This window comes from Chryseolinea soli, assembly GCF_003589925.1.
In the GTDB taxonomy this organism is placed as follows: domain Bacteria; phylum Bacteroidota; class Bacteroidia; order Cytophagales; family Cyclobacteriaceae; genus Chryseolinea; species Chryseolinea soli.
In genome coordinates, this window is sequence record NZ_CP032382.1 from 7,397,751 (window position 1) to 7,413,093 (window position 15,343).

Sequence of the window (15,343 nt, forward strand, 5' to 3'; positions counted from 1 at the left end):
ACCCGGACGCTTATAACATAAAAAAATTCAACAACAGCCGTTATTGAGGCCGGATTTGGTTTTCAATAAAATTCCGGAAAGCAATCGCCACCTCTTCCAAAATAGCCGGCGATGTTTTTGAAGCGTCATCGCTCTTCATGTGAAAGTAGGGATGACTGTAGGCTGCGCCGGCAACGTTGGGATAACCCTTGTCGATCACGTAGATCAATTCACCGCCAGTCCGTTGGGTCGTCGGCCATTTATTGCCCGCCACATTTTTAAAGGCGGCTTGAAAAGACGCTGCCGCTGCATCACTGTAGAAAAAATTCCGGTTAGCATCCACGTGGTTCTCTTTCACCAATCCCGATGGTGTAGACTTCCACGACAGGGTGGCAATGCCAGCACCGAGATGTACCCACAATTTCGTCTTGTCCACGGGAGGTGCGCCACCGTCGAGAAATGCCTTCGCTCCCCAGCCACCAAGTTCGTGGCCCGAGTTCCCCGTGAACACAAACGTGTAAGGCAATTTTTCTGCGGCGGCCCACTGTGCCAGTGCCAGCCAGGTGGCGACACCCGGTCCGCGTTCGCCACCACAACCAAACCATCCACTGATCGGCGTAGACACCACGACATACTGATCTCCATTTCCAATCGTGCCATAGACATTGCGGGCCGTCACCTGCTTGAACGTTCCCTTGATGGTGACCCTCACCGTTTGTCCCTCCTGCTCCAACAATTGCTTCGCATCGCCCGGAGACACCAGCACGATCGGCGCCTTCCAGGGTTTGGCTGCTTTCGGTGCATTGATCGCGGCGATTTCCCCTGCTTCATTTTCGGTGTAGCCGATGATCGCCTTCGCGCCGGCAGCAACGAGCGCGTGCAATTTTTCAAGGAGTTGCTCACCGCTTTGACCGGGTTGATTGGAGGTGAAGTTCACGACCACGATCTTGTCTTTCACCACCGTGGCCCGCGCCGTTAACACGCCTTCCACGTCGAGCTTGATGCTATCGCTGATATACCAAAATGGAAAAGCGTTGAGCACGCGCTTTTTTGCATCGGTCACCCGCACGACCTCCGGGAAGAACTGCTTCAATGAAAATTCATGGTACTTCACCGTATAGCCCGAAGCCGCCAACTCCTTCCCCAACCATTCGGAGGTGGCGAAGTCCGTTGGCGTACCGGTGCGGTGTTCGCCGAGAGAAGTATAGCGCGTCACCGTGGTAAAGAGGTTGCTGCCTTCGAAATAGGATGTACCAGGATTGGGTTGAGCAAATGCCGAAGCGCCGGCCACTAGCCACATGAAAAGAAAAATGCGTTTCATAAAATACCGTTTGATGTTTATTTGGGGCCCTTCAACTCACCGATAGCCGCCGGCAACGCCGTGTGGCATAGGTCCTCAGGGTCTGTTTATTTATATTCGATGGTAACACTCTTCAATTTGCCCGTGAAACGGAATGGCACCTTGTAGCGATCCGATACCGGCGAGTTCAGATCCGCTCCTACATCGATGCCGTCTTTGTAGGACGCGATGTACTTAATGTCGGCGGCTGTGATTTCCCGTTCGGCCACTTTCGCGTCGTTGATGAAGATAGCTTCCGATCCCGCGGGAGCGGTGTTCGGGCTTTTCTCCGGCGGGGCAACATAGGTCAACTCAAATTTCAAGCTCACCTTGCCGGCGGGCAACGCCTGTTTCGATTCGAGGTGCGCGATCTTTGATCCTGTGTTGTGGGCCACCTGGAATTTGCCATCCTTCACAAACAGGCTCAACCCATCGAAGGCACCACCGGTAGCAAAAAGGACACCCTGGTCTTTGGCCGTGGACAGATCCACATCGGCCGTGATGGCAAACGACTGCTCGAGAAATTGAGGGCCGCTGAAATTGAGCAATTGATCCACACCGTTGTACAGAACGATCTTATCCTTTTTACCAAATGCACTACGCGCCCGCGTGCCGCTCTTCGCCCCGTCGTTTAACGGGTAGACATTGTATTTGTAAGCCTCCGTGTCGAAAGCATCCTGAAGCTCCTTCAGCTTCTCCGGATTTTTTGTCGCCAGGTCGATGCGCTCGTTGAAATCTTCCGTGAGGTTGTGCAGCTCCCAAACATCCTTAGCAAAGTCCGTTCCCGGCACATGATAGACGGAAGCCTTCCAGCCGTCTTTGTAAATGGCACGCTTGCCTTTGATCTCGTAATACTGAACCGTGTGACGCGACGACGCGTTGGCGTCATCGATGGAGTACACCAAACTTGTTCCTTCAAACGGCTTTTGCTTCACTCCCTTGATGCTCTCCGGCACCACCGCGCCCACCAGCTCTACCGTGGTCGGGGCGATGTCGTTCACGTGGCCATACTGATTCCGGATGCCTGGGGTCTTGATCTTCTTCGGGTAGAAAAGGATCAGGCCATTGTGTGTTCCACCTTCGGAGTTGGCGTCGGCTTTCCATTGACGGAACGGTGTGTTGGTGGCTTGCGTCCAGCCATAGGGTGCATCGGAAAAGGATTGCTCAGTGCCAAACTTGTCGATGTTCTTCAAGGCTTCGGCTACCTGTTTGTTGGAATCCAGCCCGCTGATGTATGGATTTAGGCTGCCGTGTTGCGTGCTGGGACTCGACCCGTTGTCGCCCACGATGGCGATGATGACGGTGTTGTCGAGTTCACCGATTTCCTTCAGGTAGTTCACCACGCGACCCAGTTCATGATCGGCGTGTGTCATGAAGCCTGCATAGATTTCCATGTAGCGGGCATACACTTTTTTCTCGTCGGCCGAAAGGCTATCCCACGCCGGCACTTTCGGGTTGCGTTCGGGGAGTTCTGCATTCGCGGGCACGACGCCCAGCTTCTTCTGCCGTTGTAAAACTTCCTCGCGATACCAATCCCAGCCCTTGTCGAACTTGCCCTTGTACAGATCGCTCCACGACTTCTCTACCTGGTGCGGCGAGTGTGTGGCTCCCGTGGCAAAGTAGAGGAAGAACGGTTTCTCCGGGGCCAGCGACCGTTGATTGGCGATGTACTTGATCGCTTTGTCGGCCAGCAAGGTGGTGACGTGTTTATGGTTGGGCTCCACATCGATCACGTTGTTGTCCTCGTACAGATTCGGACGGAACTGGTCGGTGTGTCCCAGGTGCCATCCGTAGAAATGATCGAACCCTATGCCCAGCGGCCAACGATCGAACGGTCCCACGGGAGTGATCTCGTTGATGGGTGTAAGATGATATTTTCCCACGGCGTAGGTGCTGTAATTGTTTTCACGCAAGATCTGGGGAATGGCGGCTTTGTCGGCCGGCAGAATACCGTCGTAGCCGGGAAAGCCCGTGGCCGTTACGGGGAACAAGCCCATGTGTACGGAGTGCGAATTGCGTCCCGTCAGCAGGGCGGCGCGCGTCGGCGAGCAAATGGCCGTGCTGTGGAAGTTGGTGTAGCGCAGACCATGGTTGGCGAGGCTATCCAATGTCGGCGTTTCCATCAGGCCGCCAAACGCGCTGGAGGTTCCATACCCGGCATCGTCGATGAGAAAGTAAACTACGTTGGGCGCATCCTTGGGCGCTTGCTTTTTCTCCGGCCACCATTCTGTGGATTCAGCAAATGTCTTTGCAATTTTTCCTTTGAATTCGTCCGTGGACGCAGTCTCCGCCGCAGGATCGGTGACGCTGCCCGGGTGGCAGGCGCCCAACGCGAAGGTGACGGCTAGAAAACGCACGGGCTTCATCAGTATTCCGCGCAAGCGGTTATCTATTTTTATCATAGTGTATACAATTTTGTACAGTTGGTTTAGGATGATCTCAAAGCGTTTTCTCCGCGGCCTGCTCGACGACGATACTTTTCACCACGCCGGTAAACGGATCGGGGCCCGTATAGCGCTTCGTCACGGGCGAGTTAAGATCCTTGCCCACGCTCACGCCGTCCGAGCCAAACGACGCGATATACTTCACGCCTCCTTCTACGGTCTGTTTGCCGGCCGGCTGACCGTCTACGGAAAGCGACACCACATTGCCGGGTGCGTACTCCACGGTGATCGCATGTTTGCCTTTGGTGAGTGCCCTGGAAGCGGTGATGAGGGTTTCCGTAACACCGTCGTTGAGCAGATAATACAAGGTGTTGCCCTGGAAGAACAAGCTCGTACCTCCCGTCAATCCACCGTTGGCAAACACCACCCCTTCATTTTTATCGCGCGTCAATTCGATGTTCGCCGTGATCGTCACCGGGCCCTTGCCGATGTTGATCCGGGTCTTCACCGTCGTGCCTTCCAGGATGATCGACTTGGATTTTATTTCGGGCGCAGCCAATCCCGCGCGATAATTTTTCAACGGGTAGACATTGTATTTTTTTGCCTCCTGGTCGAAAAGCGTCTTCAACTCTTCCAGCTTCTGCGGATTCTTGGCGGCGAGGTCATTGGTCTCGTTCCAGTCTTCGTTCAGGTTGTAGAGCTCCCATTTGTCTTTGTCGAACGGTGCAGGGTTGAAATGAATGTCGTCGGTCGGCGCTTCACCAAACACATTGCGCGGGTGATACACCGACGCTTTCCAGCCGTCCTTGTAAATGGCACGGCCGCCGTGGAGCTCGTAGTATTGCAGCGTGTGCCGGCTGGGCGCTGCCGGATCGCTGAGCGTATACGCCAGGCTCGTGCCGTGAAGCGGCATTTGCGGGTAGCCGTTGATTTCGGTTGGAATTTTAAGACCGGCAAGCTCGGTCGTCGTGGGCAGAATGTCGATGACGTGCCCATACTGCGTGCGGATGCCGCCCTTCTCCCGGATGCCTTTCGGGTAGTGAACGATCAGCGGATTGTGTGTGGCGCCTTCGGCATTCACGTCGCTCTTCCAATATCGAAACGGCGTGTTGGCGGCTTGCGACCATCCCAAGGGATAGTTCTCATTGGTGAATTCCGTTCCCAGTTTGCCGTATTGACTCACCAGGAAAGGGATGTCATGCCCTTTCGATGTCACGGACGCTCCGGTGGTTCCGGTATACGATCCCTCCTTGCTTCCCCCATTGTCGCCGATGACCACAAAGATCAAGGTATTGTCCAGTTCACCGATTTGCTCGAGATAGTTCACAAACCGGCCGATCTCATGATCGGTGTATGATAAAAATCCGGCATATACCTCGAAGAAGCGGGCAAACACTTTCTTTTCATCGGGGCTTAAGGTGTCCCAGGCCTTCAGGTTTTGCTGACGTGGCGGAAGCTTGGTTCCCTTGGGGAGAATCCCTAAAGTTTGCTGGCGTTTAAAAACATCTTCGCGGTACTTGTCCCAACCTCCGTCGAACTTCCCTTTGTATTTGTCGCTCCACTCCGGGGCTACCTGGTGTGGCGCATGCGTGGCGCCCGTAGCCAGATACAAGAAGAACGGCTTTTCGGCATTCGCTGATTTTTGATTGGCCACATAAGAGATGGCTTTGTCGACGAGCAGTTCGTTGAGATGCTTCGTGTTCGGCTCAATGTCGATGGCATTATTCTCTTCGACCAATACCGGATGCCACTGGTCCGTGGCGCCGCCCAAAAATCCATAGAAGTGATCGAAGCCGCGACCGGTAGGGTAACGGTTAAAAGGTCCCGCGGCCGTGAGGTCGATGGGGCGATTGCCATGCCATTTCCCCAGCGCATAGGTGTTGTATCCATTCTCCCGGAAGATCTCGGCAACGGTCCCGGCTTCGAACGGAATGTCGCCGTAGTATCCCGGCGCACCGATCCCTAATTCGGCATGATGCCCCATCGCCACGCTGTGTGCATTTCGCCCGGTGAGTAATGCGGCGCGGGTGGGACTGCAAATTCCGGTTGTATGAAAATTCGTATAGCGAAGGCCGTTGCCCGCGAGTTTGTCGAACGTAGGCGTTTCGATGAGACCGCCAAAGGTTGACGTGGCGCCGAATCCCACATCGTCCAGCAGGATCCACACCACGTTGGGGGCATCTGCCGCAGCCTTCACTCTGGGCGGATACCATTGTTCGGATTCCTCCAGGGTTCGTCCGATCTTTCCCTGGAAAGGCTGAAGCGGATCGCGCTGTGCCCATGCCGCCGCGCTGGCGACCATGATGGCAAGCCCTGTCACAGCGATTTTCTTTATGTTCATGTTAATGTTGGTTTGTTTATCGATTTGGCTCCTGTGAAAGGAGAACTAAACTATTCCCACAGAAGTGTGGGCAAAGACCTGCCACTCCCTGCCGAAGCAGGGCGAACCTCGTTTAACGAGATGCACGAATAGAAGTGGAGATGGTAGTGAGGTAGATTTAGCAGCAACAACAACAACGGAAACCATCCGTCATATTCTTCGCGATTGCTTCAGGGCCAAGGAGGTCCTTGGGAAACATTTTCATTTTCATGTGGCTTAAAAATTTTATAGCTCCAATGCGTCATTGGTAGGAGTTAGCACCTTATCCTGGTGGCGACAGGTTGCTAGAAGATCGTCGAGCCCATTCTCTCCCTTCTTCGGTATAAAATCAATCTGGTGGGAATTGATTGTCTATATAATCGATAGACAAAGAAATAATATCGTATCGGAAATACCAAGGAATTGTTGATAAAAGTATTTGATCGCCGTCAGCAGCAAGATTTGCCGCGGCCTAGCTAGGGGTTCTGTAAAAAAAGATCCATGGTTCATTTCTTCTGCCGGTGGTACCATGCCAAAGCCTTCGCGCTGCTGCCACAATCCTCCATGCTACACCATTTTCTTTTTCCATTCTTGGTAGTATCCCAAAAAAGCCACCCGCAGTTTGGACATTCTTTGACCCGGCTCCATGTATCGGAAAGCAACAACGCATGCGCCGACTTCACCAGGGGTGCCGTGATCGCATAGAAATGACCGGGTGGGAAATTCCATTCTTCCTTAAACTTGTCTTTCTGAAAGACGACTTCGAGGAATGGGAAATATTTCGATGTCAATTTATTGAAGGCTTCCATATCGGCCGGCCGTACTTTTTGTTTGAGTGCGATGGGTTTGAATATCGCGTAGATCAAATCGCGGAGATCAACCGCCTCCGCAAAGAAATCTCTTGCCCTTTTCTCGTTGGTCTGGCCGGCTTTTTCTAATGCAGCGAAAGCGCCTTTATCGAGGATCCCTGCTTTGCGCGCCCAATAGATCAGGTCGCTAAAATTATTCAGGTTATCGCGGTCTGATCCGTCGAATCGATCGGGCACGGTATTGACAAAATCAAGACAGGGCACGCCGCCATCCAGGCGCATTTCGTCGATTTTCGGATTCCTGGTCATCACCGTAAAGATACCACCCCGGACCAAATTCCCCACCAATCGGGGGATAATTTTACCTTCAAAATATATTTTAATGGTAAAGTGAATACTTTTACTATTAAAAAACGTAATAACGGTAAAATCACCCAAACCCTTAAAACCCTTCCCTATGAAGTATTTAACCCTCGCGCTATGGCTGATGTTCCATTTTACCGGAAAAGCACAATCCAAAAATGCTGAACTGCCGGTGCCTCCCGTGGTCTTCGATTCGAAAGGAGAACTGATCCTCTCCCCTTCTTCCACCTCGTCGAAAAATGACTTTGATTTTTTTGCAGGAAATTGGAAAATCCACAACCGGATGTTGAAAAAGAAACCTGACAATACTATTGAATGGACGGAATTCGAGTCCACGCAAGAAATGCGCATCATCCTCCGCGGCATCGGGAACGTTGACAACTTTATTGCGGAACGAAACGGCAAACCCTTTGAAGGTATGACCTTGCGGTTATTCAACCCCCAAACAAAACTGTGGAATATCTACTGGGCCGATTCAAATTTTGGTGTCTTGGGACTGCCGCCGGTGGTGGGTTCGTTTGAGAACAAGGTGGGGCACTTTTTCTCCAAGGATAACTACAATGGCAAAAACCTGCTTACCGTCTACCGCTGGGACGCGCGCGACCCCAACAATCCCATCTGGAGCCAGGCCACGTCAGAAGATAACGGCAAGACCTGGGAGTGGAATTGGTTTATGTATATGCGCCGGTAAGATCATGGGTGGTCTACCCGCCCTTTCTTCTTACCTTTGACGATGACAAAAAATGGCGATCTCCTGCGGGATGAGAATTTCCTGATCCTCCATCAATTTCTCGTCAACCACTATGGTTTCTCCGACCGCGACAGTCACGATGTCTTTGGCAAGTTTCAGTTTGTGGAAATAAAAAAGAACACCCTGCTTCACCAACGGAATGAAGTTTGCCAGTACGCCTATTTTATTTGCCAGGGCTGTCTCCGGACCTTTTTCACAAACCGCAAAGGAGAAGAAAACACGCGTCACATAGCCTTTGAGAACCACTTTGTCAGCGCCTTCTCCAGCTTTATTACACAGACCCCGTCGCTTGAAAACGTGCAGGCGCTGGAACATTCCAAATTGTTAAAAATTAAGCAGAGCGACTTTTTTCATCTTGTCAACACCCACGAAACTTTTTCGAAACTCTATCTACGTTCGTTGGAGCAAGCCCAGGTCTTGAGCACCTGGCGGCTTGAGTCCATGCTCAGCATGACGGCACGCGAACGCTATCGGGATTTGCGGGAGCGGATGCCGGAAGTAATTCTCCGACTATCCAATAAACAAGTCGCCTCCTTCCTGGGGATTACGCAGGAGTCGCTGAGCCGTTTAAAAGCCCAAAAGTAAATTAGTATTTAGTCCTGAGTCCTTAGTCTTGAGTCGTTGGTACTAAAGACTCAAAACCATTACAGATATAGAGTCCCCTCCATAACAATCACGGAAGAACCACTCACCCAAATCCCATCGCTTGAAACGTGGACACGAATGGATGAAGGGTGCTTTACGGCTGTTCCCTGCAAGATCCGGAAGTCTTTATCTTTTTTGATGTGGCCGAGTTTTTCCAGGTAACCTGCCAACGGGCCGGCTGCTGTTCCCGTTGCCGGGTCTTCGTCGATCCCGATCCCCGGATTAAAGAATCTTGCTTCGGCGAGAAACGCAGGGTTGGGCTGGTTTGTGGTGAAGAGGTAACACCCTTCGAAACCATATTTTCCGGAAGCCGCTTTTAGAAGGGATTTGTTGGATACCGCTTTTTGTAAAACGTCCAGATCCTTTACCGGGACCATCAGGTGGGCAACCTCCGTTTCAACTATGTTGATCGCCCAACCGTTTAAATCCAGATCATCAGGGGTCAACCCCACGGCCTTCGCTACCACGTCTGTCGGTACCGTTCCCATTATCGTGGCGGGTGCTTGTTTCATGGCAACGTAAGGAAGACCGGATTCTTCGGTGATCTTCACCGGGATCCGCGTATCCTTGATCATGACGTGCGAACTTCCCCCCTGATTTTTAAAAATATCCCACCCCTTTAGCAAGGCCAGGCACACGGCTCCTAAAAGATTGTGGCCGGCACCAATCACCTCAAATTCCGCCGGTGTAAAAGAACGCACCATCAGGGCATTCTCTTTTGTTGAATAGCGGATGAACGATGTTTCGGAATAGCCAAATTCCCTGGCGATCTCATGGTATTGGTTGAGCGTGAGGTCATCATCACTGTGCACAACAGAAAGTTGGTTGCCTTTATACTTCTGATCGGCAAATACATCCAATACATAGTAATTCAATTTTTTCATATCTCCTGGTTTTTATGCCGTTCCCCGGCGCCAATGCTGCACCAAAATTAAAGAACAATCGTTTATCATTTTTATGGGTTAACTTGGGGTAGCCGGTTACCTCAAGGTAACCATTCTAACTATGGCCACCATGAACATCAACGGAAACGTACAAGAAGCGACTTGCGAACAGGAGCTGGCGGCGATCATCGACAGCCTCGAAATATTGGGCGGAAAGTGGAAGCTAAGAATCATGCGCCACCTGAATAACCATGCCGCCGAAACAAACACATTCAAAAAGATCCAGCGCGAGGTGGAAGGGATCTCATCCAAGATGCTGACGAAGGAATTGCGCGATCTGGAAATAAACCTGCTCGTTACCCGGACGGTTTTGGATACCCGGCCGGTGAGTGTGAGCTATTCCATTACCGAATATGGTCTGAGTGTTCTACCGGTCAATGAAGTACTGGTGCAATGGGGACTGAATCATCGCCAAAGGCTAAAGCTTTCTTGATCTCGTTTATCTGGTCCTCCTAAACAATCTGCGCGCCCTGCAGTTATGACATAAAGGGAACAGCGAATGGAAAAAGGCGACATGGTTCGCGAATCTACGCCGGAGCGTATCAATGCCTTCTCAGACGGTGTCTTTGCCATCATCATCACCATCATGATCTTAGAATTGAAACGCCCGGAGCATCCGACCTTTGTGGCGCTTTGGGCGGAATGGCCAACCTGGATCAGCTACATGGCGAGCTATGGTTTTATCGCCATCGTGTGGATCAATCACCATTTTTTGATGCATCATGCAAAAGCTCCCACCCTACGGCTGATCTGGGCCAATTTTGCCCATCTCTTCTCCGTGTCATTGATTCCTTTTCTCACCGACTGGATGGCGGAGACCCGGCTGGAGCGGGTTCCCGTTTCAATGTATGCTTTTACGTTCTTGATGGTGAATATCACTTACCTCATATTGATTTGGGAAACCCTGGGTACAAAAAAAAGCGCGGGTGCTCCGAATCAAGCCAGGCGGTTGTTTCATCTGCGATCGGTATTGACCAATTTGATCTTTGGTGGTGCCGCGATCGTTGCTTTGTGGCATCCCTATGTAGGGTTTGCTATGGCCTGCGCGTGTCTTACGCTTTATCTGCGACCTGACGTGCCGGGTATGCGAGTAGGGAAGTAATTTGCCTGGCAGGAGAAAAAATTTAACGACCCGCTTTCGCTAAAGCAGGCGAGCAAGTCAACGCAAAGAATGCGATCGTCTCGTTGGAGTTTAGCATCCCACAGATAGCGTTAAATTGACTTTTTAATTATGTTAGTCAAACATAAGCGTTGTTCGTTTGTTGCTAGTTATCAATCCTTGTATAACAACATCTCACAAAACAAATAAAAATATGAACTCAAGCATAGAATTTCTGAATCCCGACGAATTGTTAAAAAATCCTGCGTTCTCTCAAGCGGCCGTTACCAAAGGAAATGGGAGCACCATTTATATCGGTGGGCAGAATGCCATCACAAAAGACCTCGAGATCATTGGGAAAGGGAACATCACCTTACAAACCGAATATGTTTTAAAAAACATTGAGATCATCCTGAAGGCTTGCCACGCCAGCTTGGACGACTTGTTTAAATTGACCATCTATATTGTGCAAGGTCAGGACGTTCGAAAGGGTTTTGAAGGCGCTCAGGGCTTTTTGAAAAAGCTAAAAAATCCACCCGTTATTTCCGGAATTATTGTAGCGGGTTTAGCAAATCCTGATTATTTGGTAGAAATTGAAGCGGTTGCGTTCAAAAGAGACAAGTGAGTGATGGTCATCGAGCGATTGGCGTCATCGGCCGCATCCGTAATGTCGTGACCTCAGCAGTAGCCAGGCACACATTGTTCAGAGACGAAAATTTCCAATGATGAAGAAGCTCATACTCCTGACCTTGGTGCTGGCGTGTACGCTGGCATTGTCGCATGCCCGAGAACTTCCCAAGGTGGTGAAGCGAAACGGCAGGTATCAATTGCTGGTGGATGGGAAACCGTTTTTGGTGCTGGGTGCTCAACTGTGGAATAGCAGCGCGTGGCCGTCTGTAACGGATAAGTTCTGGACGCAGCTGCGGGAACTCAACTGCAACACGCTCGAGGCCCCGGTCTACTGGCAGAACATCGAACCGGAACCGGGCGTATTCAATTTTAAAGAACTCGACAACCTGATCCTGAATGCCCGGAAAGAAAAGCTCAAGCTTGTTCTTCTGTGGTTTGCATCCTACAAAAATGGAAGCTCCACGTACGCGCCGCCGTGGGTGCTCGAGCATTCGGAGAAATATCCCTTGATGAAAAATGGCTATGGCGAGGAGATCCAGGTCTTGTCACCCGTATCGCGCGTCAACCTCGAAGCCGACAAGCGGGCCTTCACCGCCCTGATGAAGCACGTCAAAGAAACGGACAGCGATAGCCAAACGGTGATCATGATACAAGTACAGAATGAATCCGGTTCGCTGGGCACCGATCGTGACTACTCGGAAGCCGCCAATAAACTATTCGATGGCAATGTGCCGGACAAACTGGCTACGGGTCTGAACAAACAGGCGGGAAAATGGAGCGACCTCTTCGGCATCAGCGCCGCCGAAACTTTCAACGCCTGGCATATTGCGTCCTATATCAATGAGATCGCAGATGCCGGAAAGGCCATCTACAATCTCCCGATGTACGCCAACGCGTGGGGACGGGAACATTTGTTCCATACACCCGGCGAGTATCCCAGCGGTGGCCCCACCACCAACATGATCGGCGTCTGGAAGATCGCGGCTCCTCAACTGGATTTTCTATCGCCCGATATCTATATCTCCAACCCGAATGTCTTTATCGACCTGTGTGAAAAATATGACCGCGACGATAACATGCTCTTCATTCCGGAGACGGCCAACCGCATCACCTATGCGCGATTTCATTTTTACGCCATTGGCAATTATCATGCGAAGGGCCTGGCGGTCTATGGCATCGATCCCTTTCACGCTGACCCGAACGATAAGCGTAGCCTGGATAAACTGGACGAACGATTCTCTGATATCGCCAACAACTATAAGCTGCTTTCGAAAGTTTCCAATACCGTATTGACCCTCCAGGAACAAAACAAAATCAAAGCCGTTGGTGAAGAAGAAGGTCTGTATGAGCAACTCGTGCGCTTTGACGAGTTCGATGTGTTGTTCGACTTCGGTTATCCCACCTATAAAGACCGGGCCATCCGCAGCGGCCGCGCGCTCATCGGACAACTCAGTCCGAATGAATTTCTGATCGTGGGGTTCGACGCAAAATTCCGGTTCCGCCCCAAGTACGGTTCGGGTTTCTCCAAAGCCGAATATGTGCTGGTGGAAGAAGGCTATTACGAAGGCGACAAGTGGGTTCGCGAACGTCTCTGGAACGGTGATGAAACTTACCATTCCACGCTCACGCCAAGAGGCTCCGTGCTGAAGATCCGTCTCAAGAAAGTGAAGTCATCCGCGCAAGGACCGATCCGGGCAAACTTTGAGAATTAGTAAGGATGGCCGATCGTTATTTTAAGAAACCATATCGCCGCAAAAAATCATCGGTCTTCTCCATAATCTCCTCATCGAACAGATTCGAATAGGTCTTGTTGCCCGCGCCCAGATAGTGCTTGCGCCCTTCGTAGGTGATGAGCTCGAAATGATTGCCGAATTTTTCCGTATCCCGCTTGAAGAACTGAATGGTCCAGAGTGGCACCACGTTGTCTTCTTCGCCGTGAAAGGCAATGGTGGGTGGCATGCCTTTTTTCAGGTTGTGGGCTGGCGAGATGCTCCAAATTTGGCTGCGCTTTTCGCCGAGCAGCATGTCGCACCAGGCTTCCATGCAATTCGTTGTTCCTGAAAAAGAGATGATCGCATTGGGCATGGGGCTCACCTTGAGGTTGTCGGTCGCTTCGTTGTGTTGATCGATGTAGGCCGTGGCATAGGAAAGGTGTCCCCCCGCCGATTGTCCGCCCACGACGATCTTTTGTGGATCGATGGAAAACTCACGGGCGTGCTCCCGCACCCAACGCATGGCCGAGCGGGCATCCTTCACGCATTCCACCGGAGTGATACCAGCAACCGGCACGTTGCCTTTGGCGTCTTTGGAAAGCCTGTATTGAATCGAAAACGTAATGACACCAGCCTTTGCATAGCGACGGCATGCGCCAAAAAACTCCGAGGGACTGCCATACGCCCAGCCGCCACCGTGAATGAAGACCAGTGCGGTGTTGTTCTTTTGCTTCAGGGCCTCCGGCGCATAAAAGATGTCGAGGTGCAGCGAACTGGTATCGGCCACCTTGTAGACCACCCGCTTGTGGACGAGCGAATCGATGGAGGCGTTGACGTTCCAGGAGAGGAAGATCAAGGCGACTGCAAATAGTGTTTTCATATTACTTTTCTTTGATGGGATAATCAGATTCTGGAGTGGGTGCGTTTCTTAATACTAAATAAAATTATTTTCGATAGCAACCGCTTCCCCGAAAAGATAACTGCGCTTGTCAAAATAGGTAAAACTGCAACTGTCGCTGTTGAACGAGCTTGTTTACTTTTGTTTAAAAAAAATAGTGAATATGTCAGAAGTGATCATCAAAACCGGAAAAGAGAACATGGATGTTAAAATGATACACCGTTTTCTTTCAGAAGATTCGTACTGGGCGAAGGGCATTTCTTATACGCTGGTGGATCATTCCCTGGCCCATTCGTTTTGTGCAGGGGCCTTCATCGATGATCAGCAGGTTGGCTTTGGCAGAGTGATCACCGACTATTGCACGTTCGGATGGTTTGCCGATTTTTTTGTGCTTCCGGAATTCAGAGGAATTGGTGTCTCCAAAAAAATATTATCGCACATCCTGGAGCAGCCGTGGTCAAAGCGTTTAAGAAGAAAGATGTTGGGTACGAACGATGCGCATGGCTTATATCGTCAATTCCAGTTTACGGATCTTGCAAAGCCCTTCAATATACTGGAGGTCCATAATCCCAATGCCCATTTACAACATCAGCAAGAATAGGATTACCGGGGAACGATAAAATACGCCGCTCATCGTGTATAATCCATAAAAAGATATCACGCGCGTCGCCTGGCAGAAAAGTATTACTAATTTTAACAAGCTAACGACGACAACGATGAAAAATATCACACGCTTTTTTTTGATGGCCATTCTGGTGGGCGTCCTCTCATCCTTTATAGCAGCAACACATCGCGATGCAATGATTGCCGGTGTCCAGGATAAATGGACGGAACTGTTCGATGGAAAAACCCTCAAAGGCTGGCACACACTTCCCGGCGGCACATGGACCGTGGAGGAAGGCACGATCGTTGGAAGAAGTCCGGTCACCGAACAGCGTCATGGTTTGCTCGTTTCGGATAGAACCTATAAGGACTTTGTGCTGGACGTTACCTTTAAGGCCATTCGCGGAAACAGCGGCATCTATTTCCGCACCGATGTCGTGGGCGGTAATGAGGGCGTGCGTGGGTTCCAGGCCGAGGTCCACCCCACGGATGATATCGGGGGACTCTATGAAACCAACGGCCGGGCCTGGGTGGTGAAGCCGACGGCCGACCAGGTGAGCCGCTACTATAAGCCCAATGCCTGGAACACGATGCGCATCACCGCCAAAGGACGCGACATCACGGTCACTGTCAACGGAATTGTTTCCGCCGAATTGAAAAATGATCCCGGCAATGCCAGTGGCAACATCGCTTTGCAGCTGCACGGCGGCCAGGATATGCTGGTCATGTTCAAAAATGTGCGCATCCGGGAACTTTGATCTCCAAACGCTGCACAATAATCTCGTTACTTTAGATCACGGGTTATTCTCTCACCTTCGCGAAGGCCTA

At 51.1% G+C, this 15,343-nt stretch carries 14 protein-coding genes and 1 riboswitch; of the genes, 8 read left to right on the plus strand and 6 right to left on the minus strand.

All coding sequences use genetic code 11. The features are described from left to right. Nucleotides 1-40: 40 nt before the first annotated feature. The 4 genes from D4L85_RS30655 to D4L85_RS30670 form a co-directional block, all read right to left on the minus strand. The gene (locus D4L85_RS30655) at nucleotides 41-1,300 is read right to left on the minus strand and encodes a PA domain-containing protein (protein ID WP_119757938.1); all 1,260 of its coding nucleotides are present in this window, start codon (nucleotides 1,298-1,300) and stop codon (nucleotides 41-43) included. Between the two features lie 86 nt (nucleotides 1,301-1,386). Next, on the minus strand, nucleotides 1,387-3,720 hold the full coding sequence (locus D4L85_RS30660) for an arylsulfatase (RefSeq protein WP_228450678.1): 2,334 nt from the start codon (nucleotides 3,718-3,720) through the stop codon (nucleotides 1,387-1,389). 37 nt (nucleotides 3,721-3,757) lie between these two features. Beyond that, nucleotides 3,758-6,043, minus strand: coding sequence for a sulfatase-like hydrolase/transferase (locus tag D4L85_RS30665; RefSeq protein ID WP_119757939.1), 2,286 nt, complete (start codon nucleotides 6,041-6,043; stop codon nucleotides 3,758-3,760). Nucleotides 6,044-6,304: 261 nt separating this feature from the next. Next, nucleotides 6,305-6,411: riboswitch (SAM riboswitch) on the minus strand. Nucleotides 6,412-6,567: 156 nt separating this feature from the next. Then, nucleotides 6,568-7,179, minus strand: a complete 612-nt coding sequence (locus tag D4L85_RS30670) for a CGNR zinc finger domain-containing protein (RefSeq protein WP_160144104.1) — start codon at nucleotides 7,177-7,179, stop codon at nucleotides 6,568-6,570. A gap of 148 nt (nucleotides 7,180-7,327) precedes the next feature. Here D4L85_RS30670 and D4L85_RS30675 point away from each other — a divergent pair, with 148 nt between their 5' ends. Further along, nucleotides 7,328-7,924 (plus strand): hypothetical protein, encoded by a 597-nt coding sequence (locus D4L85_RS30675; protein WP_228450679.1) that lies wholly within the window; start codon nucleotides 7,328-7,330, stop codon nucleotides 7,922-7,924. A gap of 42 nt (nucleotides 7,925-7,966) precedes the next feature. After that, a complete protein-coding gene (locus D4L85_RS30680) occupies nucleotides 7,967-8,569 on the plus strand; it encodes a Crp/Fnr family transcriptional regulator (RefSeq protein ID WP_119757942.1) in 603 nt (200 codons plus the stop codon). A 59-nt stretch (nucleotides 8,570-8,628) separates the two neighbouring features. Here the strand turns inward: D4L85_RS30680 and D4L85_RS30685 are convergent, their stop codons facing one another. Beyond that, a complete protein-coding gene (locus D4L85_RS30685; RefSeq protein WP_119757943.1) occupies nucleotides 8,629-9,513 on the minus strand; it encodes a PhzF family phenazine biosynthesis protein in 885 nt (294 codons plus the stop codon). 121 nt (nucleotides 9,514-9,634) lie between these two features. On the opposite strand from D4L85_RS30685, the gene D4L85_RS30690 reads away from it, so the two are divergent. The 4 genes from D4L85_RS30690 to D4L85_RS30705 all read left to right on the plus strand — a co-directional run bounded on the left by D4L85_RS30690 (nucleotide 9,635) and on the right by D4L85_RS30705 (nucleotide 13,014). After that, nucleotides 9,635-10,006, plus strand: a complete 372-nt coding sequence (locus D4L85_RS30690; RefSeq protein WP_119757944.1) for a winged helix-turn-helix transcriptional regulator — start codon at nucleotides 9,635-9,637, stop codon at nucleotides 10,004-10,006. Nucleotides 10,007-10,072: 66 nt separating this feature from the next. Continuing rightward, nucleotides 10,073-10,675: a TMEM175 family protein gene (locus D4L85_RS30695; protein ID WP_228450680.1), complete on the plus strand. Its 603-nt coding sequence runs from the start codon at nucleotides 10,073-10,075 to the stop codon at nucleotides 10,673-10,675. Nucleotides 10,676-10,886: 211 nt separating this feature from the next. Beyond that, entirely contained in the window at nucleotides 10,887-11,297 is a 411-nt protein-coding gene (locus D4L85_RS30700; protein WP_119757945.1) for a RidA family protein, read from the plus strand. Between the two features lie 97 nt (nucleotides 11,298-11,394). Beyond that, the gene (locus D4L85_RS30705; protein ID WP_119757946.1) at nucleotides 11,395-13,014 is read left to right on the plus strand and encodes a DUF5597 domain-containing protein; all 1,620 of its coding nucleotides are present in this window, start codon (nucleotides 11,395-11,397) and stop codon (nucleotides 13,012-13,014) included. Nucleotides 13,015-13,030: 16 nt separating this feature from the next. On the opposite strand, the gene D4L85_RS30710 is transcribed toward D4L85_RS30705, so the two are convergent. Further along, on the minus strand, nucleotides 13,031-13,894 hold the full coding sequence (locus D4L85_RS30710) for an alpha/beta hydrolase (protein WP_119757947.1): 864 nt from the start codon (nucleotides 13,892-13,894) through the stop codon (nucleotides 13,031-13,033). A 181-nt stretch (nucleotides 13,895-14,075) separates the two neighbouring features. Between D4L85_RS30710 and D4L85_RS30715 the strand changes: the two genes are divergently transcribed. Next, nucleotides 14,076-14,513, plus strand: a complete 438-nt coding sequence (locus tag D4L85_RS30715) for a GNAT family N-acetyltransferase (protein WP_119757948.1) — start codon at nucleotides 14,076-14,078, stop codon at nucleotides 14,511-14,513. Between the two features lie 115 nt (nucleotides 14,514-14,628). Beyond that, the gene (locus D4L85_RS30720; RefSeq protein ID WP_119757949.1) at nucleotides 14,629-15,273 is read left to right on the plus strand and encodes a 3-keto-disaccharide hydrolase; all 645 of its coding nucleotides are present in this window, start codon (nucleotides 14,629-14,631) and stop codon (nucleotides 15,271-15,273) included. The last annotated feature ends 70 nt before the right edge of the window (nucleotides 15,274-15,343 follow it).

Coding starts and splice junctions, on each gene's coding strand:
- D4L85_RS30655 (WP_119757938.1), bottom strand. CDS start 1,300: ATGAAACGCATTTTTCTTTTCATGTGGCTAGTGGCCGGCGCTTCGGCA.
- D4L85_RS30660 (WP_228450678.1), bottom strand. CDS start 3,720: ATGATAAAAATAGATAACCGCTTGCGCGGAATACTGATGAAGCCCGTG.
- D4L85_RS30665 (WP_119757939.1), bottom strand. CDS start 6,043: ATGAACATAAAGAAAATCGCTGTGACAGGGCTTGCCATCATGGTCGCC.
- D4L85_RS30670 (WP_160144104.1), bottom strand. CDS start 7,179: ATGACCAGGAATCCGAAAATCGACGAAATGCGCCTGGATGGCGGCGTG.
- D4L85_RS30675 (WP_228450679.1), top strand. CDS start 7,328: ATGAAGTATTTAACCCTCGCGCTATGGCTGATGTTCCATTTTACCGGA.
- D4L85_RS30680 (WP_119757942.1), top strand. CDS start 7,967: ATGACAAAAAATGGCGATCTCCTGCGGGATGAGAATTTCCTGATCCTC.
- D4L85_RS30685 (WP_119757943.1), bottom strand. CDS start 9,513: ATGAAAAAATTGAATTACTATGTATTGGATGTATTTGCCGATCAGAAG.
- D4L85_RS30690 (WP_119757944.1), top strand. CDS start 9,635: ATGGCCACCATGAACATCAACGGAAACGTACAAGAAGCGACTTGCGAA.
- D4L85_RS30695 (WP_228450680.1), top strand. CDS start 10,073: ATGGAAAAAGGCGACATGGTTCGCGAATCTACGCCGGAGCGTATCAAT.
- D4L85_RS30700 (WP_119757945.1), top strand. CDS start 10,887: ATGAACTCAAGCATAGAATTTCTGAATCCCGACGAATTGTTAAAAAAT.
- D4L85_RS30705 (WP_119757946.1), top strand. CDS start 11,395: ATGATGAAGAAGCTCATACTCCTGACCTTGGTGCTGGCGTGTACGCTG.
- D4L85_RS30710 (WP_119757947.1), bottom strand. CDS start 13,894: ATGAAAACACTATTTGCAGTCGCCTTGATCTTCCTCTCCTGGAACGTC.
- D4L85_RS30715 (WP_119757948.1), top strand. CDS start 14,076: ATGTCAGAAGTGATCATCAAAACCGGAAAAGAGAACATGGATGTTAAA.
- D4L85_RS30720 (WP_119757949.1), top strand. CDS start 14,629: ATGAAAAATATCACACGCTTTTTTTTGATGGCCATTCTGGTGGGCGTC.